Genomic DNA, 25124 nt, shown 5'->3' with positions numbered 1-25124 from the left:
ATTTTGAGAACAATTACCAACCTGAAACAAATACCAAACACCGTTAGATGCCTGCTGTGGCTCTTTGCTGCATTTCTGGCCGTAACGGCTACGGCCCAGGAAACCGGGGACCCGTCCGATCAGGATTCTGTACAGCCTGCAGGTGTTCCGGGAGAGATCAGGTTGAAAATGCCTGCGGGTATTCTTGCCGGATATACCTACGACCCCATTATGGATATGTATATCTATGCCGAGACCATTGATGGTTTTAACATGGATTATCCGGTAATGCTCACCCCCGAACAGTTCAGGGAACTGGAACGCAAGGAGAGCATGAAGCGTTACTTCCGGCAGAAAATGGATGCCATATCCGGGCAAAAGGAAGGGATGGAAGATGCGCAAAGAGACCTGTTGCCGGGTTTTTATGTGAATTCGGGCTTTTTCGAATCCATCTTCGGAGGCTCCAATATCGATATCGTGCCCCAGGGTTCGGTGGCCGTAGACCTCGGGGTCCTGTACAACAAAAATGACAATCCCGCCTTCTCGCCCCGGAACAGAAGTACCATTACCTTCGATTTCGACCAGAGGATCAGCATGAGCCTGCTCGGAAAGATCGGCGAGAGGCTTTCGGTCATGGCCAATTACGACACTCAGGCCACTTTCGAATTCCAGAATCTTATCAAACTGGAATATACCCCTTCCGAAGACGATATTGTCCGGAAAATAGAGGTGGGTAATGTAAGCATGCCCCTCAACAGCTCGCTGATCTCCGGGGCCCAGAGCCTTTTCGGGGTGAAAACCGAACTGCAGTTCGGAAAAACAAGGATCACCGGGGTGTTTTCCGAGCAGCGCTCCGAAGTGCGTTCCGTAGTCGCCCAGGGGGGAGGTACCCTGGAGGATTTTGAGTTTTTCGCACTGGATTATGACGAAGACCGCCATTTTTTCCTCTCGCACTTTTTCAGGGACCAGTACGACAGGGCCCTGGAGCGCTATCCCTTTATACAGAGCCAGGTACAGATAACGCGTATCGAAGTATGGGTAACCAACAGGGGCAGGAGAACCGATAATATACGAAACATAGTAGGAATACAGGACCTGGGGGAGGCCGACCCGGAAAATACCCGGATAAATACCAATGCTCCCGGCGGTTTTTTTAATCCCGGTAGCGGCGAATTGCTTCCGAGAAACGAAGCCAACAATTACAATCCCAGGGAAATAGGGGGAACGTCGGTACTTACCGAACAGATCAGGGATATGGCGACGGTACAGGCCGGGTTCGGATCTGTGAATACCCTGGTCAACCAGGGGTATGACTACGCCATACTGGAGAATGCCCAGAAACTGGTACAGGGTACCGATTTTACCTTCGATCCCAAACTGGGATATATTTCCCTCAACCAGAAACTGAGCAATGATGAGGTGCTCGCCGTGGCTTTCCAGTATACCTACCGGGGGCAGGCGTACCAGGTAGGCGAATTTGCCAACGACGGGGTAAATGCCACGGAATATGAAACAGGTCCGGGAGGTCAGGTCGTAGCCGTAAACAACCAGACACTGGTGTTAAAGCTGCTCAAGAGCAATATCACCAATGTCTCCGACCCCATATGGGACCTGATGATGAAGAATATTTATGCCACCGGGGCCTACCAGCTGAGCCAGGAAGATTTTAAGCTCAATATACTCTATACCGATCCTTCCCCGATCAACTATATCAGGCCGGTGGAAGAATCTTCGTGGCCCTCGGGGTTACAGGACAGGATACTGCTGGATGTGTTTAATTTCGACCGCCTTAATGCCTATAACGACCCGCAGAACGGGGGGGATGGTTTTTTTGATTACTACCCCGGGATTACCATAGACCCCCGGAACGGGAGGATTATCTTTACCAAGGTAGAACCTTTCGGGTCTTATCTGCACGAACTGCTGGGAGGGGGCGATTACAGCCAGCCCGATACCTATAATCCGAACCAGGGCAAATACGTTTTCCGCAATATGTACGAACTGACCAAGGCCGCTGCACTCGAGGACAGTGACAAGAACAAGTTCCAGCTCAAGGGGCGGTATAAGTCGGAAGGGGGAGAAGGTATTCCTATCGGGGCTTTTAATGTACCGCAGGGTTCTGTAAGGGTTACCGCCGGGGGAAGAAGGTTACAGGAAGGTATCGATTTTACCGTGAATTACCAGACCGGGATGGTCAATATACTGGACGAAGGTATCCGGGCCTCTAATGTGCCCATAGAAGTATCGGTAGAAAACAATGCGGTTTTCGGAAGGCAGACCCGAAGGTTTGCAGGGGTAAACATAGAACACCAGTTCAACAAGAATTTTATGCTGGGGGCCACCCTGCTCAATATGAGTGAAAAACCGCTGACCCAGAAAGCCAGTTACGGCCTCGAACCGGTAAACAATACGATCTTCGGGTTCAACGGGAATTTTTCTACCGAGCTTCCCTTTCTGACCAGGTGGGTGAACAAGTTGCCCAATATAGATACCGATGCACCTTCCAACCTGTCTGTAAGGGGGGAGATGGCCTACCTGATGCCCGGCTCCCCGAAAAACGATAGCTTTCAGGGAGAAACTACCGTATATGTGGATGATTTCGAGGGTGCCCAGACCCTGATCGACATGAGGGCTCCCCTGGCCTGGTCGCTGGCCAGTACTCCCCTGGAATTTGTTCCCGGCGGGCAGCTTTACGGAAGTGCCCCGGACGATCCGGAAAACCTGAAAAACGGTTATCAGCGGTCTAAAATGGCCTGGTATACCATAGATCCCATATTCTATACCTCCCAGAAACCGTCGGAGGTCAGCAATGACGATATTTCTCTCAATGAGACCAGGCGGATCTATATCGATGAGATTTTTCCCGAGGTCGATCTCTCACAGGGGGAAACCACCGTACAGGCTACGCTCGACCTGGCGTATTACCCCCGGAGAAAGGGCCCCTATAACAATAGTCCGGCCTCCGATTTTGAAAACCTGCCGCCGGAAGACCGTTGGGGGGGGATCATGCGCGGATTGTCCAGTACCAATTTCGAGCAGGGCAATGTGGAATATATACAGTTCTGGGTCATGGACCCATACGTAGAGGGCATGGCAGACAGCGGGCAGGGAGAACTGGTGTTTAACCTCGGAAATATTTCGGAAGACATTCTCAAGGACGGAAAGAAACAATACGAAAACGGGCTGCCGGGAGTGGGGAGTACCGAACTGGTGTCGAACACCTCCTGGGGTAAGGTGCCTTCCGCCCAGTCGCTGGTCTATGCCTTTGATGCCGATACCGGGAACAGGGCCTTGCAGGATGTGGGGCTCGACGGAATGGACGATGCTTCCGAATCTGCCGTCTTTACCAATAACGCCGGGCCGGACCCGGCACTGGATAACTACGAGTACTACCTGAGTGCCGGCGGCAGTATCCTGGACAGGTACCTCAATTACAACAATACCCAGGGCAACTCCCCGGTAAATGTGGGGAATAATGACCGGGGGTCCACTACCGAACCGGATGTGGAAGACATTAACGGAGACGGTACCATGAATACCGTAAACAGCTATTACGAATACCGTATTCCCATAAAACCCAACATCCAGCGTTCCGACCGGTACGTGGCCGATATCAAGGAGGTGGAGCGCAGGACACCCAATAACCGGACCACAAGGGCAAGGTGGATACAGTTCAAGATCCCGGTCAGGGAGTTCGACAATGCTGTAGGAGGGATCTCCGATTTCCGTTCCATGAGCTTTATGCGTATGTATCTCACCGGATTTAACAATGATGTCGTACTGCGTTTCGGTACGCTCGACCTGGTGAGGGGAGACTGGCGGGCCTATACGCGCAGCCTGCAACCCGAGGTGGATACCAATCCCAATGACGATGGCACGACAGTAGAAGTAAGTACCGTAAATATAGAGGAGAACGAACAGCGCTCTCCCATTCCCTATCGCCTGCCCCCCGGAGTGGAAAGGGAGCAGCTTACCAACAACAATATGGTGGTGCGCCAGAACGAACAGTCTTTGTCTTTTGCCGTTTGTGGCCTGGAAGACCAGGATTCCAGGGGGGTGTACAAAAACGTGGAAATGGATATGAGGCAGTACAAGCGCCTCAAGATGTTCCTGCATGCCGAAGCCTATAAAAACAATCCGCTCCGGGACGGGGAGCTGGTGGCCTTTATGAGGCTGGGAACGGATTTCAGCGAAAATTTCTACCAGGTAGAGATCCCGCTGGCCGTGACCCGTACCGGGGCCTCCACCCCGGAAGAGATCTGGCCTGGCATCAATAATATGGATGTTCCCCTGAGCCTCTTCTCCAAAATAAAATCGGACGGTATTGCCAATGCCTCCCTTTCGGAACTGGTCTTTTATGACAGTGAGGGGAACCGGGTAGAGGAATTTGATCCCCGGGAAGCAGGCGAGCTCCGGGTAGGGATCAAAGGAAATCCGTCCCTGGGAAGTGTAAGGGCCATTATGGTAGGGGTCAAGAATGTCTCCGGCAACCGGGTATGCGGGGAAGTGTGGTTCAATGAACTGCGACTGGCGGAACTGGACAATCAGGGAGGCTGGGCAGCCATTGCGCAGATCGATGCCAATATTGCCGATTTTGCCAATATTTCGGCTACGGGAAGTAAAAGTACTCCCGGTTTCGGTGCGATAGACCAGAAACCCAACGAGAGAAGCCGGGAAGATGTGGTACAGTACGGGGTCAATACCAATCTTAACCTGGGGCAGTTGCTCCCCCGGAACTGGGGGATACAGATCCCGGTAAATTACAGTGTGTCTGAAGAGCTGGTCACCCCTGAATTCGACCCGGTATACGAAGACCTCAGGTTACAGGACAGGATCAATGCAGCCGTTACGCAAAGAGAAAAGGACGAGATACGCAACCGGGCGGAAGATTACACCAAAAGAAGGAGTATCAACCTTATCGGTGTGAGGAAAAACAGGGGAGAAGAGCAAAAACAGAAAGTGTACGACATAGAGAACTTTACCTTTAATTATTCGTATAACGAGGTCAATCACCGGGATTTTGAAATAGAGGAACTTCGCGACCAGAATGTGCGTACGGGCTTTGTGTATAATTATAATTTCAACCCCGTGCAGGTAGAGCCTTTCAAAAAGAACGACTCCATACTGAAGAGCAGGTACTGGCAATGGCTCAAGGATTTTAACTTCAACCCGCTGCCCACCAATATATCGGTCAATTCCAATATTACACGCAGTTTCAACCAGCAGCGTTTCCGGGGTGTGAATATCGAGGGGGTCGATGCCGGCGAGCAGCTGGAGCTCCCCACCCTGCAACAGCGCAATTTCCTGTTCGACTGGCAGTATAACATCAATTACAATATTACCAGGTCCTTAAGGCTCAATTTTACAGCGTCGAACTATAATATTGTAAGGAACTATTACGACCGGGACGGGGAAGGCAACCGTATCGTGCGGGAGGAAATGGACCTTTGGGATGGTTTCTGGAATACGGGCGACCCCAACAGGCATACCCAGCAGTTACAGCTCAACTACGAACTCCCTTTCAGCAAGATCCCTTTTCTGAGCTTTATAGAGGGAAACTATACCTATACCGGCGATTTCGACTGGCAACGGGGCAATGACGTGATCAATGAAGTGGCCGGGGAGCAGGTAAATACCGTACAGAATGCCTCGACACATGTGCTGAATACCTCTCTGGGCATGGACCGTTTGTACGGCTATCTCGGTCTCGAAAGCAGTTCCCGGAACGAACCCCGGAGACGGCAGCAGGGCGAAAGTGCTGCAGTGGATGAACAGGCAGAAAAAGACGGGATGGGCAGGCGCCTGGGAAATATAGGGCTTGACCTGCTTACCATGGTCAAGCGTATGGACGTGAGCTATACCGATAACCGGGGTAAGGTGCTTCCCGGGTATACCGAGTCTGTAGGGTTTATAGGTACGCTCCGGCCTTCATGGGGCTTTGTGTTCGGAAGTCAGTCCGATATCCGCTATGAAGCGGCGAGAAAGGGATGGCTTACGCGTTTCCCCGATCTCAACCAGCAATATATGGAGCGCAACAGTACCCAGCTCAATATTACGGCCAACCTGGAGCCGACGCCCGACCTTACGATAGACCTGGTAGCCAACAGGCAGTATGCAGACAGCTATGCCGAGAATTTCCAGGTGTCGGAAAGCGGGGGAGCATATGAGTATGAAAGCCTTCTCGGGAACCAGTACGGAGATTTCTCCATATCAACGGTATTGATCAAGACGGCCTTCAGCAAAAGCGATGATATAAACTCGGAGACTTTCGAGACCTTCCGGCAGAACCGCAGGATAGTGGCCCGGCGGCTGGCCGTACGCGACGGTATAGATCTGAATGATGCGGGCAACCTCGATGAGGAAGGTTATCCCAAAGGATACGGAAAAAACAACCAGTCGGTACTGCTGCCTGCGTTTCTGGCCGCCTATTCCGGGAAAAGTGCCGATAAGGTGGGGCTGGGAGTATTCCGGAATGTTCCTGTACCCAACTGGAACCTGAAATATACCGGACTGATGCGCCTGGAATGGTTCAAGACGCACTTCCGTCGTTTTTCCCTGGGCCACGGATACCGCGCCAGCTATAGTGTAAACTCCTTCCGCTCCAACCTGGAGTACGATAAGGGCAATCCCCTGAAAACCGACCAGTCGGGAAATTTTCTCAACGAATTGCTGTATACCAATGTGACTCTGGTAGAACAGTTCAACCCCCTGATCCGGGTTGATTTTGAAATGAAAAACTCTGTAAACATACAGGCAGAGATCAAGAGAGACCGCGCCCTGTCGCTCAGTTTTGACAATAACCTGCTCACCGAAACCACCGGGAAGGAATACCTCCTCGGGCTGGGATACCGCTTTAACCAGGTGCCTTTTACCACGAGTATCGGCGGAATGAGGCAGACGCTTAAAGGCGATATCAACCTCAAGGCCGATCTCTCCCTCAGGGACAATATTACCATTATCAGGAACCTGGACCTGGACAATAACCAGATCACGTCGGGACAGAAAATATGGAGCATACGTTTTACGGCCGATTACGCCCTGACCAAGAATTTTACCGCACTGTTTTTCTACGATCACACCTTTTCTAAGTATGCCATTTCCACGGCATATCCCCAGACCACTATACGATCCGGCGTCACGCTGCGTTATAATTTCGGGAACTGATGTTCCGGAAATCCGGGGCTCCTTCACCGGAAAGACAACCCGGTCATCTCCCGGGTACCGGGGAAGGGAAGTATCCCCGTCCCGGCTCCGCTGAAATACCCGTATTTTAACCGGGGTAACTTTTGGATGGAAATGGTTTAAAAGTTACATTTGTCACAAATTATAACATAATATCTGAATTATAATGAACATACCATCTGATTTGAAGTATACCAAAGACCACGAGTGGGTAAAGGTAGAAGGAGACATCGCCACGGTAGGGATCACCGATTTTGCGCAGAGCGAACTGGGGGATATTGTTTATGTGGAGGTAGAAACCCTTGATGAAACCCTGGACAGGGAAGAGGTCTTCGGTACCGTGGAGGCCGTGAAGACCGTATCGGATCTCTTTTTGCCCCTTTCCGGTGAGATCGTGGAGTTCAATACCTCGCTGGAAGAGGAGCCGGAAAAGGTGAATACAGATCCCTATAATGAAGGATGGATGATTAAGATCAGGATCGGTAACCCCGGGGAAGTGGAAGAACTCCTCAGCAGTGAAGCGTATAAGGAACTGATTGGAGGTTAGGAAAAACATAGCTGTTCTACTGGCTCCCCTATGGGCCCTGACAGTGGCGGTACTCAGCCTTATACCGCCATCGGATATTCCGTCGCCGGGATTTTTATTTCCGCATATAGACAAGGTCGTACACTTTGTTTTCTACTACGTTTTTTTTATATTGTGGTACTATGCGTGGAACAAGGGAGATATTTCGGTGGTCAGCAAAAGATCTGTACTGCTGTCTCTCCTTATGGCATTGCTGTTTGGTACGGTTGTTGAGGTATTACAGTATGTGATGAATATAGGCAGATCCGGAGATGTCCGGGATGCTCTGGCCAATACTGCCGGTGCCATATGCGGTTTTTTCACTGTTATTTTGATAAATGCCGTATACAAAGGGTTAAAAAGGAAAAATTAATTGTTCTCGTTTAAAATAAATAATTAAATTAGCGACCGGGAAAATAATTTCGGGAGGCATCGCAAAGTCTTTTTGATCGTCAGGATCGGGAGATGGCGATGATGGAACAACAATAAACCATAAAGAAAAAACTTGAATCAATGGAACCTAAAAAGAATCCAAAAGCCGATCTCTCCAGGAACAGCGGGCTCTATTTTGCCATAGGGTTGGCCGTTGTACTGTTCCTCACCTGGCAGGCATTGGAATGGAAAAAGTATGACAAGGATGAAGCATTCACCTATAAGATGAATGTGGATGACGAATTGGACGAGGAAATCCCGATTACGGAGATGTTGAAAACTCCGCCACCGCCACCGCCACCGCCACCGGCAACTCCCGAAGTTATCGAAGTGGTAGAGGACGATGAAGAGATAGAGGAAACCGTTATAGAGTCTACTGAAACCAATCAGGAAGAACAGGTAGCCGAAGTAGAGGAGATCGCCGAGGTAGAGGAACCCGTAGATGTCGATGTACCTTTCGCAGTTATTGAAGATGTGCCGGTTTTCCCGGGATGTGAGGATGCCAAGGATAAAAGGGCATGTTTCCAGGAAATGATGCAGAAGCATATCCGTAAACATTTCCGCTATCCGGAGATCGCCCAGGAGATGGGGGTTCAGGGAAGGGTAGCCGTGATGTTTACCATTGACAAGGACGGTAGTATTACCAATGTGAGAATGCGCGGACCGGACAAAAACCTGGAGAAAGAAGCGGCGCGTATCATTGACCAGCTTCCGAAAATGACTCCCGGAAAACAGAGGGGCAGGCCCGTAAGGGTTCCGTTCAGTATCCCGATAACATTCAGGCTGCAGTAGTCAGAAATAAATATCATATAAAGAACCCGTTCCGGAAGGAGCGGGTTTTTTATATACATTTGCTCAATATGACACCTGGAAAACAGGGGATTACACCGGTAAAGGTGCCTTTTAGCATACCTATTACCTTTAAATTGCAATAACAGATAATACCCGGAAAGAAAATGTTAAAGTTTTCCTTTTACAAAAAGAAATGCCTACATTTATAGGCATGAAACTACCCTGCTTGAGTAGTGATAAATATTTTTCATAATCAAATAAAGCCTCCCGGAATTTTCGGGAGGCTTTTTTTATGAGCCGGGGTATTTGCGGGCCGCCGTGGTAATCCCGGAGAGCAGCGTGTTCAGGTCTTCCATAGTGGTGAAAGGGTTCATCAGGGAAGTGCGGAGGTAAAAACTGCCGTTTAGCCTGGTGCTCACCAGGTAGAAAATCCCTTCTGCGGTAATAACGTCCAGGATATGCCTGTTGAGGGCATCTGCATTGATATCGGGGTGTTCCGTCCTGTACCTGAAACACACTATATTGGACTGAGGCGGAGTGGCCAGCTCGAAATCCGGATGCTGCCGGAGCCTGTCCGCAAATTCCGTAGCGAGCCCGTAAAGCCTGTCGACGATCTCGCCGTATATCTCATCACCGTATAACCGCATGGCAGTGTATACATGCATTATGCTCATGGGTTTGGTACATTCGAAAGTGCGTTTGCCGGAATGATACCACTCGTCTTCTTCCCGGCTTTCCCACAGGTAATCGGCCTTTTGGGAAAATGTGAGCAATGACAACTGGTGCGACCTGAAGATTACGGCGGTAGAAAGGGAAGGGGCCATCATCATTTTATGAAAATCCAGGATCACCGAATGTGCCTTTTCCGTACCCTTCAGCTTTCCGGCATGGGTTTCGGAGAATATCGCTGCGCCTCCGTGTGCACCGTCGACATGAAACCAGAGGGAATGCTTCCCGGCAAAGCCTGCGAGGGTTTCCAGGTCGTCATAAGACCCCGTTGCCGTGGAACAGGCACAACCCACAACGGCAAATATCTCTTTGCCTTCCCGTGAGGCCCGCGAATGAAGTTCTTCCAGAATGTCGGTATTCATGCTGAACCGGTCATCTGCCGGAACCTTGACGATATTCTCCGCAGGAATGCCCATAACGATAAAAGTGCGTTCTATACTGTAATGTGCCTGCTCGGATACCATGATGGATAACTGTTGATAATCGGCATCGGGGTGAGCTTTCAGAAACCACGCCCGTGCCGCCATGATTGCGGTAAGATTGCCCAGCGTGCCCCCCGAGGTTACAAATCCCGAAGCATCGTTCCCGAAACCGAAACGGCGGGCCAGCTTTCCGGTGACTATTTTCTCCATGGCATTGCCGGTCATGCCCATTTCATACACCCCCATACCGTTGTTCAGGAACGCCATCAGCGCTGCGGTCAGGATATTTACCGGAAGCACCGGTGGTACCTGGTGCCCGAGATAACCCCGCCGGTGCAGGTTTACCGATCTTTCGATAATGTTATTGACCAGTGTCATAAGATCCTCCGGAGGTGTTTTGCCGGAATCTTCTTCCCAGAAGCGGAGTTGTGCCTCGGGAGATTCGTAGGCAATGGTCCGGGCCCCGGGATCGGATATACCTCTTTCTATTTCCCGGGAAATACGTTTTGCCAGGGTAATGGCCTGCTCTGAAAAAGTACCGGTCTGAAAAGCTTGTGAAATTCGGGATTCCATAGGACAGTGTTTTTTACAAAGGAAAATCATATTTTTAATTAATAGAAATACTTATTTTGTATTGAGTAATAATAAAAAGGAATAACTATGAATATTGAAGTCCTTCGCAATTTTCTCGTACTTGCCGGTACCCTGCACTTTACCCGTGCTTCAGACAAGACCTTTATAGCCCAGCCTGCCCTGAGCCGGCAGATCAGGCAGCTCGAAGAAGAAGTGGGGGCACAACTGTTCTTCCGCAATAAGCGCAATGTGGAACTTACCAGTGCCGGGACTTATTTCAGGGGTGAAGTGGAGCGCATGCTGAGGCAGTTTGATTTTGCGGTAAGGCGTACTGAACGGTTGCACCGGGGTGAGGCGGGAGAGATCAGGATAGGATATACCCATTCGGCCATGCAGGGTTTCCTGCCGGGGTTGGTACATCGCATCCACGAAAAGCTGCCCGACATCAGGATCGTTCTGCTGGAATACAACAATGTGAGGCAGTATGAGGCCCTTAAGAACGGAGATATCGATGTGGGGTTTTCGACCAACCCGGAACCTCATCCCGATTTTCACAGCAAGCTTATGTTCCGCGAAAATTTTGCCGTGGCTTTTCCGGAAGGTCACCCGGCTGTGATGGACGAGATCGGAGAGCTTGCAGCGTTGAAGGAAGAATCCTTTATCATGCCTCCCAAGGCAGAGGGCCCCATGTATGTAGCCGTACTGGAATCCATATTCGTAGATGCCGGATTTCTTCCGCACATCGTTCACGAAACCCCGTTTGCCAGTACGGCGATACGTTTGGTGGAAACCGGTATCGGGCTTACGGTAGAGCCCGTTTCGAGTTTGCGCAGTTATAAGGGGATCAAGTATGCCGAACTAAAGCATATCCCCCAGAAAGTGGAGATCTTTATGTTGTGGCTACCGGTCATGGAGCAGCAGTTTCCGGAAATGATGGAATTGTTAAAACAGTGATCAGACAAAGTCCATCCAGTTGCTCCGGTCTTCATAATCGTCGAGCACATGGGTTCCTTTATGGTGTTCCATCAGGTGTACGAGGGTCGAGATCTCCTGTTGCACTACCTGTATGCAGTTTTCCGTAAGCTCCTGGTTAAACCCGGAATTGTTGAGTTCCAGTACATCGTTCAGCGAAACGACCCTGGCCATTATTTTACCCAGGTCTATTGATTTTCGTTGCGATAAGGTACCGTCTATGGTAAAGTCGAGTTCTTTTTTCAGTACTTCGGAGGCCATTTTGGTTTCCGCCTTTTTACCGGCATAGGTGCCGAAGTGGGGCGTTTTGGTTCTCTTCATTTCCTTCAGTACGATGTCTGAGATCTGTGTATACAGCATTTCGTTCGAGCCTTCGAAGATACGGAAAGGCCGGCTGTCCATAATTCCCCTTCCGCCGATATGGCTTATCCGGTATCCCTTGGCCCCGGACAGTTGCACATAGGTCTGGGCGGCATCCTGCATCAGGTCGGTTACCAGGGCTTTCATGCTGTTGGCCAGCAGTCCTGACGTAGCCACATCGTGGTCTATACCGCTTATCTGCGTACTCCTGGCGCACATGGCCGAACATATGGTGAACGAAGACTGCATGCGCGATAACTGGTGCTGAACCTGGTCCATGGAAAACAGGTTCGAATTGCCTATCATCCTGCCCTTACAGTGTGCGATAGCATCGTCCATAAGCCTTTGGAGGAATCCCATAGCCATTCCGGGAAACTGCATCCTGCTGCGGTGGAGCGTGTCCAGCATCATTTTAAGGCCGGTGGATTTCGGCCGGAGCTTGTTTTGCGACGGGACCCTGACATCAATTTCGTTCAGACCATAAGGGATCATGTAAAGCCCGGCATTGTCAAAGTATTCCAGTACCTTTATCTTTTGTTCCGGTTTGGATTCGTCCGTAACAAAAAAATCGATGTCCCGGGTCAGTTCTCCCTCATCGTTCATATGTCTTGAAGTGACCAGCCAGTACTTGGCCATCCCTGTGAGCCCCTGCCAGTGCTTAAGCCCTTTTATGGCGTATTCATCTCCTATAAGCTTGTTGTAGGTCTTCATGTTCAGCGCGTCGCTGCCGTGGCTGGGTTCGGTAATCATCAGGCCGCCCATGGCACCGTCGTCGAGAAAGCTCTTGTAGATCTCCGGTTTTATGGCATCCTGCCCGTATTTGGCCAGGGGTTCCAGGAACAGTGCGATATTGATCCCGAAGGTAAGCGATAAGGGGAGCGACTGATAAGAAGCCGCAGACAGTAATCCCAGGCATTCTTTGACCAGGACCCCTCTTCCTCCGTATTCCTGCGGAATAGCTACGGAGAGCGGTTTGAGTTTCATAATATCTTTCCATATCCTGGTAGGCAATCCCCTGGAAAGACTCAATTGGTTGATATCCGCCGTCTTGTTGAATATGACATCAAGGGAGTCTGAGAAGTTCCTGATGAACTCCTGGTATGGAGGATTTGAAGAAGAAAGAGATGTTGTAAAACTCATAAAAAATGTTGTTTAAAAAAAGATGGTAAGCGTTTGCGGGTAGTGCAATAAAAGAAAAATAAAGATAAGAGCCATGAAATACCTGAAAAATAAATAAAAAAAACGTGTTTATTTTTGTGAACGTAAACAGGACCGGTATTTATTAACGTTGAAATGAATCGGATATTGTGAGTATGATACTGGTTGTCACAACAGTGCGATCCCGTTACTTTTTTAATTCCTCCCGTAGTTTTTTCATGGCTATATACATCTGGGCTTCTACCGTTTTGACCGAGATATCCAGTTGTTCCGCGATTTCCCTGTACTTTTTTCCTTCCAGCTTGTTCAGCAGGAAGATCTTTCTGCACCTCGGCGGTAATTCACCGATCAGCTTTTTCAGCCGGCATATATCCCTGTCCAGTTTCTGCCTGTGGCCTGTCTCCTGTTCCTCCTGTATAAGGCCGGAAGTATAGAGGTAGTCGGCATGCATCGTTTTCTCGCGTTCTGCGGCCCGGTGATAATCCATAAAGCTGTTGTAGGCCGTACTGTACAGATATTTTTTTAGTGATGTGTGTATATTGATGGCATTCCGTCTGGTCCACAGTTTCAGGAATACCCCCTGGGCGAGATCCTCAGACAACACCATATCGCCGCTCAGTTTTATCAGGTAGGCGAGCACTATTTTGTAATACTCCATAAAAATAGTACGATAGGCCTGCCGGTTACCGCTTTTAAGATCCGATAAAAGCTGCTTTTCTGTCATTTAATTCAATTATCCAGCCTGGTCTGTTTGGATATTGCACAAATTTTAAAAAAAAATTAAGAAACAGTTAAGGGTTTTTAGACATTTTTACGTCTCGGTTGTAAACAGAGATAAATTGGCTTTGGAACACCTGATCATCAAATATATCAACAAGGAAATTTCAAAAGAAGAACTGGCTTCCCTGAAAGAAGGGCTCCGCGATCCTGAAGTGAGAAGGCAACTGGAGGATTACCTGGAGCTGGAGGGTGCCATTCAGTTGGGTATCAGGGATATTGACCCGGATAAGATCTACGGGCAGCTGGAAGTCCTGCTGACACCGGAACCCGGAGTCAGAAAAATAGCAGTGGGGAGAAGCTTTTTGAAATATGCCGCAGCCGTGGTCCTTCTCGTCGCATTGGCTGCCAGTGCCGCATTGTTCCTTTCACCGGGAGAAGAGCAGCTTCCCCCGGATAACATCATTACCCTCAGGCTGGAAGACGGCTCCGTAAAAAAGTTCGATGAAGAACAGCCTGTGATCTCTGCAGCCGATTTTGCCGTGCCCCGGCATACGCAAAACACAAAAAAGACCGCCAGTGCCGGTTATAATGAAATTAATGTTCCTTATGGCAAAAGGGCGACGATCCGGTTGTCTGATGAGTCACAGGTCGTTTTAAATTCGGGAAGTGTGCTTAAATATCCTTCTGCTTTTGACGGTACGGATCTCAGAAAGGTATTACTGGAAGGTGAAGGCTATTTTATCGTCACCAAAAATCCCGGGAAACCGTTTGTCGTGGAAACACGGGGAATGCATGTGAAGGTTCTCGGCACCGAATTCAACCTCAGCTGTTTTAACGATGATAACCAGATCGAGGCCGTACTGGTAGAGGGAAGCATAAGTGCCGAAAGTACTATCAGCGGTACAAGCGTTGTCGTGAGCCCCGGAGAAGCAGCGATACTGCGCCGTGAAACACTCTCGGTCCGGAAGGTGAATATCCAGAAGCATACCGCGTGGCTACACGGCGACCTGCTGTTTATGGACGACACTTTTGAAACGGTACTGAAAAAACTGGAGCGTCACTACAACGTGGAAATTGTCAATGAAGACCCTTCCCTGAACGAGGTACACTACAACGGAAGGTTTGATACCGAGACCGTGGAAGAAGTGCTGGAAGCCTTTAAAGTGAATACGCCCCTGGAGTATAGTGTGGAAAAAAACAAGATCATCGTAAAAAGACAAGCGCCTATGAAGTAGACATCAACTAAAAAGGGAAACGCGCCAACGTTTCCCCCCGTACTACCTTAATTGACATTAAAATAGATTTAAACCTCTTCAAAATTATGAAAAAAACACTTACGAAGGAATTCGTGTGTCCTGGTATTCTCAAAATCAGTCTGAAAATGAAGCTTTCTTTACTGTTGTTTGCCATTTCCCTGTTCCAGATCCAGGCGCGTTCCTATTCGCAGAAATCAACCGTTACCCTCAGCCTGAACGGTGTACAGGTCAGGGAAATATTCGATGAGATCGAAAAACAGTCTGCATTCAAGGTGCTGTACAAGACCGAAGACATCACCGCACTTCCGCCGGTAAGCATAAAGGTCAGCGATGTGAGTATCGAGGCCATTCTCAACACGGTACTCGGCGAAAGCGATCTGTATTACAGGGTATTGGGAAAACAGATCATTATCTATCGCAAACCCGCAAGAACTGATGAAATACCCGGCCCTGAGACCGGTGAACAGCAAGGGATTACCGTAACAGGAACGGTAACCGATGTAAACGGGGTCCCGCTTCCCGGGGTAACCATAGTAGTTAAGGAAACCGGCAAGGGAGCGTTTACAGATTATGACGGGCAGTACGAGATAAAGGTTTTAAAAGACCAGAGCCTGTCTTTCAGTTATATCGGCATGGAGACCGTTATTACCCAGGTCAGGGACAGAACGTCTATAGATGTTATCCTGAAAGAAGATACCCAGTCCCTGGAAGAGGTAGTGCTTGTAGGCTACGGAAGCCAGAAAAGAAAGGACATTACCGGCTCCGTGTCGAGTATAGATGCTGCCGAGCTCAATAAAATGGCTCCGGTAAACTTTGACAATGCCATTGTAGGACGTGCTCCCGGGGTGTATGTGGTCCCTTCTTCGGGCGCCCCCGGTGCCCCGGCTTCCATACGTATCCGCGGAATTACTTCCGTTCTGGGGAACAACGAACCCTTATATGTTATAGACGGCGTACCTATTGAGCTGGGACAGGGACAGGGAAACTCGTTTTACTCCGAGAGTTTCTCCAACTCCATTTCTCCCCTGGCTTCCATCAATCCGCAGGACATAGAGACCATCGATATCCTGAAAGATGCCTCGGCCACGGCCATTTATGGGTCGAGAGGGGCCAACGGGGTGGTGATCATCAATACCAAAAAGGGAAGTTATTCTTCAGTTCCCAGTATTAGTTTCAGTACGATGTCCAGTGTGTCGGACTTTCTGAATAAATACGATATGCTCAGCAGCGACGGGTACCACGAGCTGGTAAGAACGGCCTATACCAATGCCGGGGAAGAGGTGCCTGCCGACGATGAGCTCTATCCCTACGGGCCGGATGTAAATACCGACTGGCAGAAAGCTACCGACCAGACCGCCGTCAACATGAATTACTATCTGAATATGAACGGCGGGTCCATGAACGGGAATACCCTGTATTCGGTTTCTGCCGGTATTACCGATCAGAAGGGGCCTGTTCACAATACCTCTTACCGGAGAAACAACATAAGGGCAAAGCTGGAAACCAAGGCTTCGGAGAAGTTGAGGGTAGGGGTCAATTTTAATTATACCGATTCCAGGAACAAGGGGAGCAATACTACGTTTTACTACCAGACCATTCGCTACCGTCCCGATATTCCCGTCTACGATGAAAACGGGAATTACGGTGCGGCTACCGACAGTGTACAGTCTAATCCGTATGCCAAGGTGCGCTATCCTTCCGGGGTCGATTCGAAAAACCTGCTGGTCTCCCTGTTCGGGGAATACCAGCTGACCGGCGGGCTGGTGTTCAGGTCTACGTACTCGTATACCAAAGGCGATAACAAGAACTCCCGTTATACCCCCAGTTACGATGTGTTCGAGATCAGGAACAACCGTAAGGGAACCTTAAACCAGCGCGAAGCGGGTTTCACCTCGCGTATTTTTGACAATACTCTTACCTATAACAAAAGTTTTGACAAACACAGTGTCAATTCGGTGCTGGGAGTTTCCTACACCCAGAACAAAAGCGATTACCTGGATATCTCGGCTACGAATTTTCCCGATGATTTTGTCATGGTAACCCCCGGCGCCGCTTCGAGCCAGACGCTTGAAAGCGGAGGGACCATCAGCGGGCTTTCGTCTTATTTCCTGAGGGCCAATTACAACTACGACGATATCTTATACCTGACCTTTACCGGGCGTGCCGATAAGTCGACAAAGTTCGGTCCGGAAAACAGGTGGGGATACTTCCCTTCGGGAGCAGTGGCATGGCGGATATCCCGAATGAATTTTATGGAAGACGCAACCTTTGCCGACGATGTGAAACTGAGGGTGTCGTACGGGAAGACCGGGTCTGCCAATTTTACCGATTTCCAGTATGCTACCTTTTTTAGCCCGGGGAGTTTTTACAACAATCACAACGGCGTTGTGTCCAATACCATCCCGAACCCGGATATCCGTTGGGAAACTACCAACCAGCTCGATGTGGCTGTCGATTACTCCCTGTTCGACAGGAGGGTAAACGGTACCCTGGGGTATTTCAACAAGAAAACATCCGATCAGATCCTGTCCAGAGATGTCACCCTGGAAACCGGCGGTACCAGCCAGTTTGCCAATATCGGCGATTTTCAGAACAAGGGCTTTGAATTCCAGGTGGGAGTGGACGTGTTCCGGGAAGGCGCGTTCCAGTGGACTACCGAACTGAATGTCTCTACCATCAGCAGTAAGGTACTGCGCCTGAACGGCGGTTATTACAGGAACCTGATCGAAGGGGAACCGGTCAGCTATTTTTCCGGGTATAAGGTGGCCGGTATCTTCCGGACCAGTGAAGAGATCGAGGCGCTTAACGCAGCCTCTCCTACGGGCGTATATCAGACCGGGGGTACTGCGCCTGGCGATTTCAGGTATGTCGATGTAAACGGAGATGGTTTTATCGGTACCGACGACAATACCGTGATCGGTAAGGCGGAACCCGACTTTTTCGGGGGGTGGAACAACATTTTCAGGTTCGGGAATTTTGAACTCTCCACCCTTTTCAACTTCAGTGTGGGCAATTACCTGTTCAACAGCAACAAGAGAGACCTGCTTATCTTCGGGTCACACGGGTACAATTACTCGACGGATATACGGAATGCGTGGAGTACGGACAATCCCGGCAGCAGTATTCCCCGGGTGGTTGCCGGGAACCCCAACAGCAACGACAGGGATTCCGATTTCTTTATAGAAGACGCTTCTTTCATCAAGCTGAAAAACATACACCTGACGTATAAGTTTAATCCTGCGCTGCTGAAGAAACTGTTTATCCAGAGGGCCAGTGTTTCCCTTTCGGCCAGTAATGTCTTTGTGATCACACCGTACAGCGGGCTCGACCCGGAGGTCAATTACAATGCAGCCAACAACTTTAGCCAGGGATACGACAGCGCTGCGTATCCTCCTGTCAGAACATTTACACTCGGGTTAAATCTAAACTTATGATGATCATGAAACGATTTTATACAAATATATACACAGTACTGGCCGCTGCGATCCTGGCTTCTTCCTGCGAGGTTACGGATGTCACCGACGTAGACCCGGTATACCAGGTTTCGGAAGACAAGGTCATTACGAATATAGACCAGGCACAGACGGTGCTGTACGGGGTTTACGGAAGCCTTACCGACGGTCTGGACTATATCGTATACATGCCTGCCATGACCTCTATGATGGGTACCACGATGCAACCCGGCACATGGGGAGGTACTTCGGAAAATGCCTTTTACATCAATGACGTGAATCCGGACGATTATTACCTGGAATCCATGTATTCCAGGATGTATTTCCTGATCAACAATGCCAATCATGTGATCTCAAAAACATCGGCGCTCCATACCGATGATCCCCGTAAGGAAGAGATCATTGCTGAAGCCCGGTTTTTAAGGGCCCAGTCACACTTTTACCTGCTGAGGCTGTGGGGCGAGTTTTTCGACCCGGATTCCGGATACGGGATTGTACTGAAAGAGGAGCCCATCAGCAATGCAGACCCGCAGCCACGTGCCGGTGTGGCCGAAGTTTACAGCCTTATCCTGGAAGACCTGGACTATGCCATTGCGCACGCTCCCGCATTTACAAATACGTTCTACGTTTCCGGAATTGCGGCAAAGGCACTGAAAAGCAAGGTGCTGCTCTACAAGAAGGACTATGCTGCCGCGGCAACACTGGCAGAAGAGGTCATCAGTTCCGGGGAACGCCGGCTGGAAGACCCGTATGCGGATATTTTTATCAAAAAGATCGAAAATACGGAAGAAGTGATCTTCCAGACCCCTTTCGACAACCTCAATAACCGCAACAACAAGGCGTTTATGCTCCGGTCGTATTTCGGCCTTTCCGACGAATATGTGGCCCTGATGGAAACAGATGCCCGCCACGATGCGGCCATTGCCGTAACAGAAACGGGAAGCATCAGGAACAACAAGTTTAACGGGGCAACATACGGAGGAGAGCCCCTTACGGCCGATACGGAATATTTTATACGCCTTGGCGAGGTCTACCTGATCTATGCCGAAGCCGCATTGCGTGCTACAAAAGACCCGGAAGCTTCCAGGTCTGCACTTAACGCCATCAGGGAGAGAAGTAACAATCCGCTGGTCACTACCGGCGACTACAATGAGCTGCTGGGCGCCATTCGTGTGGAAAAGATCCTCGAACTGGGCGCGGAAAGCGGAGAGGAATGGTTCGACCTGGTGCGCTACCACAAGGAAGGGGATATCGATATCGACGATTATAAGGAGCTGTCTTCCGAAACGCGTCTTATCCTGCCGTTGCCCATACAGACGGTGGAGCTGTCGGAAAATATTGTCAAGCAGAATCCGGGCTACTGATCCCGGGTGATATAAAAAAACAAACATGAAAAATTTACGAATCGTTGCCGGAATACTCGGATTATGCCTGTTTCTGGCCTGTAAAACGAAAACAGAAAAAAGTGACCCCGCTTCCGAAGGGATCGATTTTGCGGAAGGGACCTTTCAGGAGATGCTCGACAGGGGAGCAGAAGAGGACAAGCTTATTTTTATCGATTGTTATACTTCCTGGTGTGCCCCCTGTAAATGGATGGAAAAGCACGTTTTTGTCAAGGAAGAGGTATATACTTTTTACAACGATAACTTTATCAGTTACAAGATTGATATGGAAAAAGGGGAAGGCCCTGAACTGGGAAAGCGCTATCAGGTAAATTCCTATCCTACCTACCTGTTCGTAAACGGCAGGGGGGAACTGATCCATCTGGCCAAGTCCAGAATGGAGGCAGAAGCCTTTATCGGGGAGGCTGAAAAAGCCCTGGACCCGGAAAAGGCCTTCGGGACGCTTGCCGGGAAGTATAAGGAGGGCAATATGAACCTCGACGAACTGACTGCTTATGCCACACAGCTGAACGAGTTCAGGGACCCCGCGGCAGACAAGGTATTGTCGGAGATCATGGAGAAAGCAGATGAGCAGTGGCTGCGCTCCGCATCGGGCTGGAAACTGATCAGCAGTTTTGTGTATGACGACAATTCTGAACTATTCGGGTTCCTGGACCGGCACAGGGCCCATTTTGAAAAGGAATACGGGGAGGACGCCGTATCCGGAGTGTATCGCAGGGCCGTACAGCGTAAGCTGTACCAGTATTCGAGGAATAATGAAAAAGAAAACTTTTTCCGTTACCTGGATTCCCTGAAGGCCTTACATGCCTCCCCGAGGGACATCGCCCTTTCACATTGCCAGTTTTACCTGCAGAATACCGATGAAAAAGCATTTGTGTCGGCTTCGGACGAATATGTGAACGGGCAGCTCCGGGACGATGAAGAGTCCATTGCCTTTATTGCCCGGTCGGTGCTCAATTCCCATAAAGACAACAAGGCGATGATGGAGCAGGCAAACAAACTGATCAGGATCGCTTATTCCATGGCCCCCGACAATTACGGGATCGTAAGCACCTATGCACAGATACTGGGGCATACCGGAGAGCGGGAAGAAGCCATTAAGGCAGGTGAAAAAGCTGTGGCCATGGCCGATACTATCAGTAGCAAGGTAAAGAAACGCGCCGTACAGAACCTCGAAGAGATCAGGGGGTTGAAGTAGGTTCTGCAATATATTGATTTAGCTGTTTATTGACGGGGCTGTCTTCCCCCGACCCCGGGAAGATGGCTTCCGTTTTTCCTGAAAACTTATCACGATGACCAAATTTCTTTTAGCTATGGGGGCGCTTATGCTGGTATGCAGCTGTGCCCCGAAAACCGACCATCAGGCTGCCATTATATCCGGGAGTATCCGGAATCACAACGATTCCGTCCTGACTATTGTTGGAAACGATTATTACAGGGATACCCTGAGGGTAGATGCCTCGGGCCGTTTCAGGGATACCCTTCAGCTGATGCCGGGGTCCTACCTTTTTTCCTACGGCAAGCTGTTCTGGAGGACTTACCTGGAAAATGGCTATGACCTCCGTATCACCTTTGATACCGGGCAGTTTGGTAAGTCACTGACCTATGAGGGGACGGGAAGTAAAGAAAACGCTTATGTATACAACAGGATCAGGGCACAGCGTTCCTCCATGGAACGGGTGCAAAAGGCCATGACCCGGCTCAGCGACTCCGTGCCGGGTCTGATTGAAGCACAGCAGGAAAAGGAACTCCGGTTCCTGGACGGGTATGGCGGACTGTCTTCTGCGTTCAGGACACTGGAGCGAAGAAATATCGGATACGGATATCTCCTGGACCTGAAAAGGCTCGAAAAACTCGATACCCTTCACAAGCTTGGCGGGCTCCGGGAAAAAATACGGAACCTGGAAGATACCCTGACCTTCGACCGTGCCATGGACTATTTGTTCTCTCCCGGGTACAGGCGTATGCTGGAAGAGCATTACCGGCGGAATGCGGAGCAGGCTGTCCGGCAGTCGGGACTGGACGGCGATATAGCCTATCTCAAGGAAATTTCCGGGATCACAAACGATACCATAAGGAACAGCCTGGCCTATAACCACGCGAGGTATGGTATCGCATATACCGGCGACCTTCAGACGTTTTACAGCCTGTTCCTCAAAACATCTACCGATCCGGCATACAACAAGGAAATTACCGATAGTTATACCGTGTTGGACAAGGTGGCCAAAGGATCACCTTCTCCCGGTTTCCGGGACTATGAAAACTATAAAGGAGGGACTACCTCGCTCAGCGACCTGGCAGGGTCTTACCTTCTGATCGATGTATGGGCCACCTGGTGCGGGCCGTGCAGGAAGGAGATCCCCTATCTGCAGGAGCTGGAAACCAGGTACCACGGGAAAAATATCCGGTTTGTCAGTATTTCGATCGACAAACATAAGGACCGGGACAAGTGGAAAAAAATGATCAGGGATAAAAAACTGGGAGGTATACAGTTGCTTGCGGACAAGGACTGGGAATCCTCTTTTGTAAAGGAATACCTGATCCGGGAGGTGCCCCGTTTTATCATTCTCGACCCGGAAGGCCATATAGTGGATTACAATGCGCCCGTACCCTCTTCGGGCAAGCTGCAGGATATCTTTGACGGGCTGGATATCTGAACCACTCTTATCCTGTCCCTTTCAGGTATCCCTCCTTTTCGAACCAGGTAATGGCATCGGTTATGGCCTTGTCGATATCGGTGTCCGGCATCTGCAGTTCGGTCTTTGCCTTGTGATTGCTGAAATAATTGTCGAGCGACAGCATTCTCATATGGGTTTTCAGCAGGCGTATCTTCCGGTAGGGAACAACGCGGCAGGCCAGGCCGAACAAACCTTGCAGTTGTTCCGGCAGGGGTAGCATGCTTTTTCGTTTCCCTGTAATGGAAGCTATTTTTCTGAAATAGGTAGCGTAGTCGAGGTTTTCGCCGGAAAGCAGGTAGCATTCACCTGTCCGTCCCATGCTCAGGGCGTTTGCGGTGGCCACTGCCACTGCCCGGACGTCGGCAAAGCTCTTGCCTCCGCGGGGGCAGAACAGCAACCGGTTTTTCAGGGCGTACAGCAACAGCGCCCCGCTGGACGGCCTGGTGTCGTAAGGGCCTACCAGGAAAGTGGGAGCTACTACAATGGCGGGGAAGTTTTCCCTTCTGCTTTTGCCGAGTATGTATTCCTGGGCCAGGTGTTTGCTGTAGGCATAGCCGGAATGGCGCAGCCAGGGCATAAAACCCGAAGCTTCGGTACCCGGCTGTTCCAGCGAACCGTTGGTAAAACAGTTGGCCGTACTCACCAGTACAAAACGTTTTATACCGTACCGCTCACCGGCTTCAGCCAGTAAACGGGTGGTGTGAACATTGACTTTCTTATAGAGGTTGAGGTCTGTGCTGTGCGGGGAGGTCATCGAGGCGCAATGAATGATATAGTCCGATTTGCAGACCATCCTGTCTATATCTTCCGGGTCGTCCAGCTGACCTCTCTCTATGGTACAATCCACTCCCTCAAGGCTCCGTATGTCGCTGTGGGGGCGGACCATGGCAATGACCCGGAAGCCTTGCTGCAGAAGGACCCTTACGATATGATTGCCGAGGAAGCCGTTGGCTCCGGTCACCAGTACGGTATGTGCCATGTCTTATTGCTGTAATTCGCGTTGCAGTTTACTGCTGAAGATCCTGAGCTGGAGATCCACAGGGATAAACCGTTGTAAAAAGGAACTGAACCTGTTCATTTTTCCCGGGATAATAATGTTTTCCTTATGCAGCAGTTTGTCCATACAGATACTGGCTGTCGTTTCGGCGGAAAGTATGGAAGACCGGATAAATTTTCCGTGCGAGCTTATTCTCCTGGAGGTGTCGCGGTTGGTGGCCATCCCTCCCGGGTGTGCTACGGCTACGTGGATATTGTGGTCTTTGAGTTCCGCATTCAGTCCGCGGGAAAAGGAATAGACAAAGGCTTTTGTTGCGGGGTATACGGTTTTGTAGGGCATGGGGGAAAAGGCTGCCAGGCTGGAGATATTCAGGATATACGACTGCTTCTGCTTTTGCAGTACAGGGAGTAATTTATGCGTGAGCATCACCATCGACCGCATATTGAGCAGCAGGATCTCATCGATATAGGTAAGATCGGCATCCATGAATTTCTTTGTTCCGCCTATCCCGGCATTATTGATCAGCACGTTTACATTGTACTTCCGGATATCCGAAACGGTCCTGGAGATATTTTCCTCCTTGGTAAGGTCGGTCTCATGGCAGATGACCTCCACGGTATGTTGCCTGGTGAGGGTCCGTGCAACATGCCCTATGTTCTCCCCGGGGAGGGATATGAGTATCAGGTTGTGTCTTCTCCGGGCACATTCTTCGGCCAGGGCCTTGCCAAGACCCTGGCTGGCCCCCGTGATTACGGTAAACGAATTTCTACGATGCATCATTGTCTTTTTGATTTTATCCGGACCTTGTTGCCGGATCTCTTTTTTAAGATAGTCAAAAAGTAAAGGATAAAAAAAGCTTTTCCCGTTTTATTGTCGTAATCGCGCTCAGGAGAGTCCGGTTTTATGGTTTTGAATTGATGCGTCGGGAGTTTTGAAGTTTGAGTCCGGGCTATTCGGCCGGTATTTTTGACATGTCCATAAAGAAGATCTCCCAGGTATGTCCGTCAAAATCCTCTATGGTCCGTTGTTGCATAAAGCCGTAGTCCCTTATTTCGTTGGGTTCCGTACCACCTGCCTGCAGTCCTGCTTCCATCATTTTGTCCATTTCCGCTACGCTTTCTACCGACAATGAGAAAAGTCCTGCCAAACCGGATTTGGTGTCTGCAATGGGTTTGGTTGCAAAGGTTGCAAACTTTTCCCGTGTCAGGAGCATTACAAAAATACTTTCGCTCCAGACCATACATTTTCCCGTGTCGTCAGAAAACCGGGGGTTGTTGGTAAAGCCCAATGCGGTGTAAAAGTCCATTGATTTTTGCAGGTCATTTACTGGCAGGTTGATAAAAACTTGTTTAGCCATCCTTATTTTGTTTTGTGGTACGTTACGAATATACAGGCGTTATTTTTTAATGCACTTTGCATAAGACAAGAAAATCGGTGATTCATTTATTCCCGAA

Annotated in this window: 16 protein-coding genes; 10 read left to right on the top strand and 6 right to left on the bottom strand. The window is 49.8% G+C overall.

Annotated elements, in window-relative coordinates; genetic code table 11:
- Positions 1–3 precede the first annotated feature (3 nt).
- From sov to DN748_RS16210, 4 genes are all read left to right on the top strand, one after another.
- Entirely contained in the window at positions 4–7143 is a 7140-nt protein-coding gene (gene sov / locus DN748_RS16225; RefSeq protein ID WP_410528318.1) for a T9SS outer membrane translocon Sov/SprA, read from the top strand.
- Between the two features lie 184 nt (positions 7144–7327).
- Entirely contained in the window at positions 7328–7708 is a 381-nt protein-coding gene (gene gcvH, locus DN748_RS16220) for a glycine cleavage system protein GcvH (protein ID WP_112372879.1), read from the top strand.
- Positions 7698–8099 (top strand): VanZ family protein, encoded by a 402-nt coding sequence (locus tag DN748_RS16215; protein WP_112372878.1) that lies wholly within the window; start codon positions 7698–7700, stop codon positions 8097–8099. Before gcvH ends, DN748_RS16215 begins: the two co-directional genes overlap by 11 nt.
- Before the next feature lie 140 nt (positions 8100–8239).
- Positions 8240–8950 (top strand): energy transducer TonB, encoded by a 711-nt coding sequence (locus DN748_RS16210; protein WP_112372877.1) that lies wholly within the window; start codon positions 8240–8242, stop codon positions 8948–8950.
- Positions 8951–9240: 290 nt separating this feature from the next.
- Here the strand turns inward: DN748_RS16210 and DN748_RS16200 are convergent, their stop codons facing one another.
- On the bottom strand, positions 9241–10674 hold the full coding sequence (locus DN748_RS16200; protein WP_161554587.1) for a pyridoxal phosphate-dependent decarboxylase family protein: 1434 nt from the start codon (positions 10672–10674) through the stop codon (positions 9241–9243).
- Between the two features lie 87 nt (positions 10675–10761).
- Here DN748_RS16200 and DN748_RS16195 point away from each other — a divergent pair, with 87 nt between their 5' ends.
- Positions 10762–11628 (top strand): LysR substrate-binding domain-containing protein, encoded by an 867-nt coding sequence (locus tag DN748_RS16195; protein WP_112372875.1) that lies wholly within the window; start codon positions 10762–10764, stop codon positions 11626–11628.
- Here DN748_RS16195 and DN748_RS16190 read toward each other — a convergent pair whose 3' ends face one another.
- Both DN748_RS16190 and DN748_RS16185 read right to left on the bottom strand, forming a co-directional pair.
- Positions 11629–13146 carry an acyl-CoA dehydrogenase family protein gene (locus tag DN748_RS16190; RefSeq protein ID WP_112372874.1) on the bottom strand — a complete coding sequence of 506 codons (1518 nt, stop codon included), beginning with the start codon at positions 13144–13146 and terminating at the stop codon, positions 11629–11631.
- Between the two features lie 205 nt (positions 13147–13351).
- Positions 13352–13888: an RNA polymerase sigma-70 factor gene (locus tag DN748_RS16185; protein ID WP_112372873.1), complete on the bottom strand. Its 537-nt coding sequence runs from the start codon at positions 13886–13888 to the stop codon at positions 13352–13354.
- Between the two features lie 115 nt (positions 13889–14003).
- Between DN748_RS16185 and DN748_RS16180 the strand changes: the two genes are divergently transcribed.
- From DN748_RS16180 to DN748_RS16160, 5 genes are all read left to right on the top strand, one after another.
- A complete protein-coding gene (locus DN748_RS16180) occupies positions 14004–15119 on the top strand; it encodes a FecR family protein (protein WP_112372872.1) in 1116 nt (371 codons plus the stop codon).
- Positions 15120–15265: 146 nt separating this feature from the next.
- On the top strand, positions 15266–18574 hold the full coding sequence (locus DN748_RS16175; protein WP_161554586.1) for a TonB-dependent receptor: 3309 nt from the start codon (positions 15266–15268) through the stop codon (positions 18572–18574).
- Positions 18575–18579: 5 nt separating this feature from the next.
- Positions 18580–19956 (top strand): RagB/SusD family nutrient uptake outer membrane protein, encoded by a 1377-nt coding sequence (locus DN748_RS16170; RefSeq protein WP_161554585.1) that lies wholly within the window; start codon positions 18580–18582, stop codon positions 19954–19956.
- A gap of 25 nt (positions 19957–19981) precedes the next feature.
- Positions 19982–21193 carry a thioredoxin family protein gene (locus tag DN748_RS16165; protein ID WP_112372869.1) on the top strand — a complete coding sequence of 404 codons (1212 nt, stop codon included), beginning with the start codon at positions 19982–19984 and terminating at the stop codon, positions 21191–21193.
- Between the two features lie 94 nt (positions 21194–21287).
- On the top strand, positions 21288–22652 hold the full coding sequence (locus DN748_RS16160) for a TlpA family protein disulfide reductase (RefSeq protein WP_112372868.1): 1365 nt from the start codon (positions 21288–21290) through the stop codon (positions 22650–22652).
- A 7-nt stretch (positions 22653–22659) separates the two neighbouring features.
- On the opposite strand, the gene DN748_RS16155 is transcribed toward DN748_RS16160, so the two are convergent.
- From DN748_RS16155 to DN748_RS16145, 3 genes are all read right to left on the bottom strand, one after another.
- The gene (locus tag DN748_RS16155; protein WP_112372867.1) at positions 22660–23652 is read right to left on the bottom strand and encodes an NAD-dependent epimerase/dehydratase family protein; all 993 of its coding nucleotides are present in this window, start codon (positions 23650–23652) and stop codon (positions 22660–22662) included.
- 3 nt (positions 23653–23655) lie between these two features.
- The gene (locus tag DN748_RS16150) at positions 23656–24450 is read right to left on the bottom strand and encodes an SDR family NAD(P)-dependent oxidoreductase (protein ID WP_112372866.1); all 795 of its coding nucleotides are present in this window, start codon (positions 24448–24450) and stop codon (positions 23656–23658) included.
- 169 nt (positions 24451–24619) lie between these two features.
- On the bottom strand, positions 24620–25027 hold the full coding sequence (locus DN748_RS16145; protein ID WP_112372865.1) for a VOC family protein: 408 nt from the start codon (positions 25025–25027) through the stop codon (positions 24620–24622).
- Positions 25028–25124 lie beyond the last annotated feature (97 nt).

The organism is Sinomicrobium soli, from assembly GCF_003285545.1.
Lineage (GTDB): Bacteria > Bacteroidota > Bacteroidia > Flavobacteriales > Flavobacteriaceae > Sinomicrobium.
Note: the sequence above shows the minus strand (reverse complement) of the source record. Positions and strands in the feature narration are given on the sequence as shown.

Excerpts from the sequence above, each read along its gene's own strand:
- gcvH (WP_112372879.1), top strand. The coding sequence starts at position 7,328 with ATGAACATACCATCTGATTTGAAGTATACCAAAGACCACGAGTGGGTA.
- DN748_RS16210 (WP_112372877.1), top strand. The coding sequence starts at position 8,240 with ATGGAACCTAAAAAGAATCCAAAAGCCGATCTCTCCAGGAACAGCGGG.
- DN748_RS16200 (WP_161554587.1), bottom strand. The coding sequence starts at position 10,674 with ATGGAATCCCGAATTTCACAAGCTTTTCAGACCGGTACTTTTTCAGAG.
- DN748_RS16195 (WP_112372875.1), top strand. The coding sequence starts at position 10,762 with ATGAATATTGAAGTCCTTCGCAATTTTCTCGTACTTGCCGGTACCCTG.
- DN748_RS16190 (WP_112372874.1), bottom strand. The coding sequence starts at position 13,146 with ATGAGTTTTACAACATCTCTTTCTTCTTCAAATCCTCCATACCAGGAG.
- DN748_RS16185 (WP_112372873.1), bottom strand. The coding sequence starts at position 13,888 with ATGACAGAAAAGCAGCTTTTATCGGATCTTAAAAGCGGTAACCGGCAG.
- DN748_RS16175 (WP_161554586.1), top strand. The coding sequence starts at position 15,266 with ATGAAGCTTTCTTTACTGTTGTTTGCCATTTCCCTGTTCCAGATCCAG.
- DN748_RS16170 (WP_161554585.1), top strand. The coding sequence starts at position 18,580 with ATGAAACGATTTTATACAAATATATACACAGTACTGGCCGCTGCGATC.
- DN748_RS16165 (WP_112372869.1), top strand. The coding sequence starts at position 19,982 with ATGAAAAATTTACGAATCGTTGCCGGAATACTCGGATTATGCCTGTTT.
- DN748_RS16160 (WP_112372868.1), top strand. The coding sequence starts at position 21,288 with ATGACCAAATTTCTTTTAGCTATGGGGGCGCTTATGCTGGTATGCAGC.
- DN748_RS16155 (WP_112372867.1), bottom strand. The coding sequence starts at position 23,652 with ATGGCACATACCGTACTGGTGACCGGAGCCAACGGCTTCCTCGGCAAT.
- DN748_RS16150 (WP_112372866.1), bottom strand. The coding sequence starts at position 24,450 with ATGATGCATCGTAGAAATTCGTTTACCGTAATCACGGGGGCCAGCCAG.
- DN748_RS16145 (WP_112372865.1), bottom strand. The coding sequence starts at position 25,027 with ATGGCTAAACAAGTTTTTATCAACCTGCCAGTAAATGACCTGCAAAAA.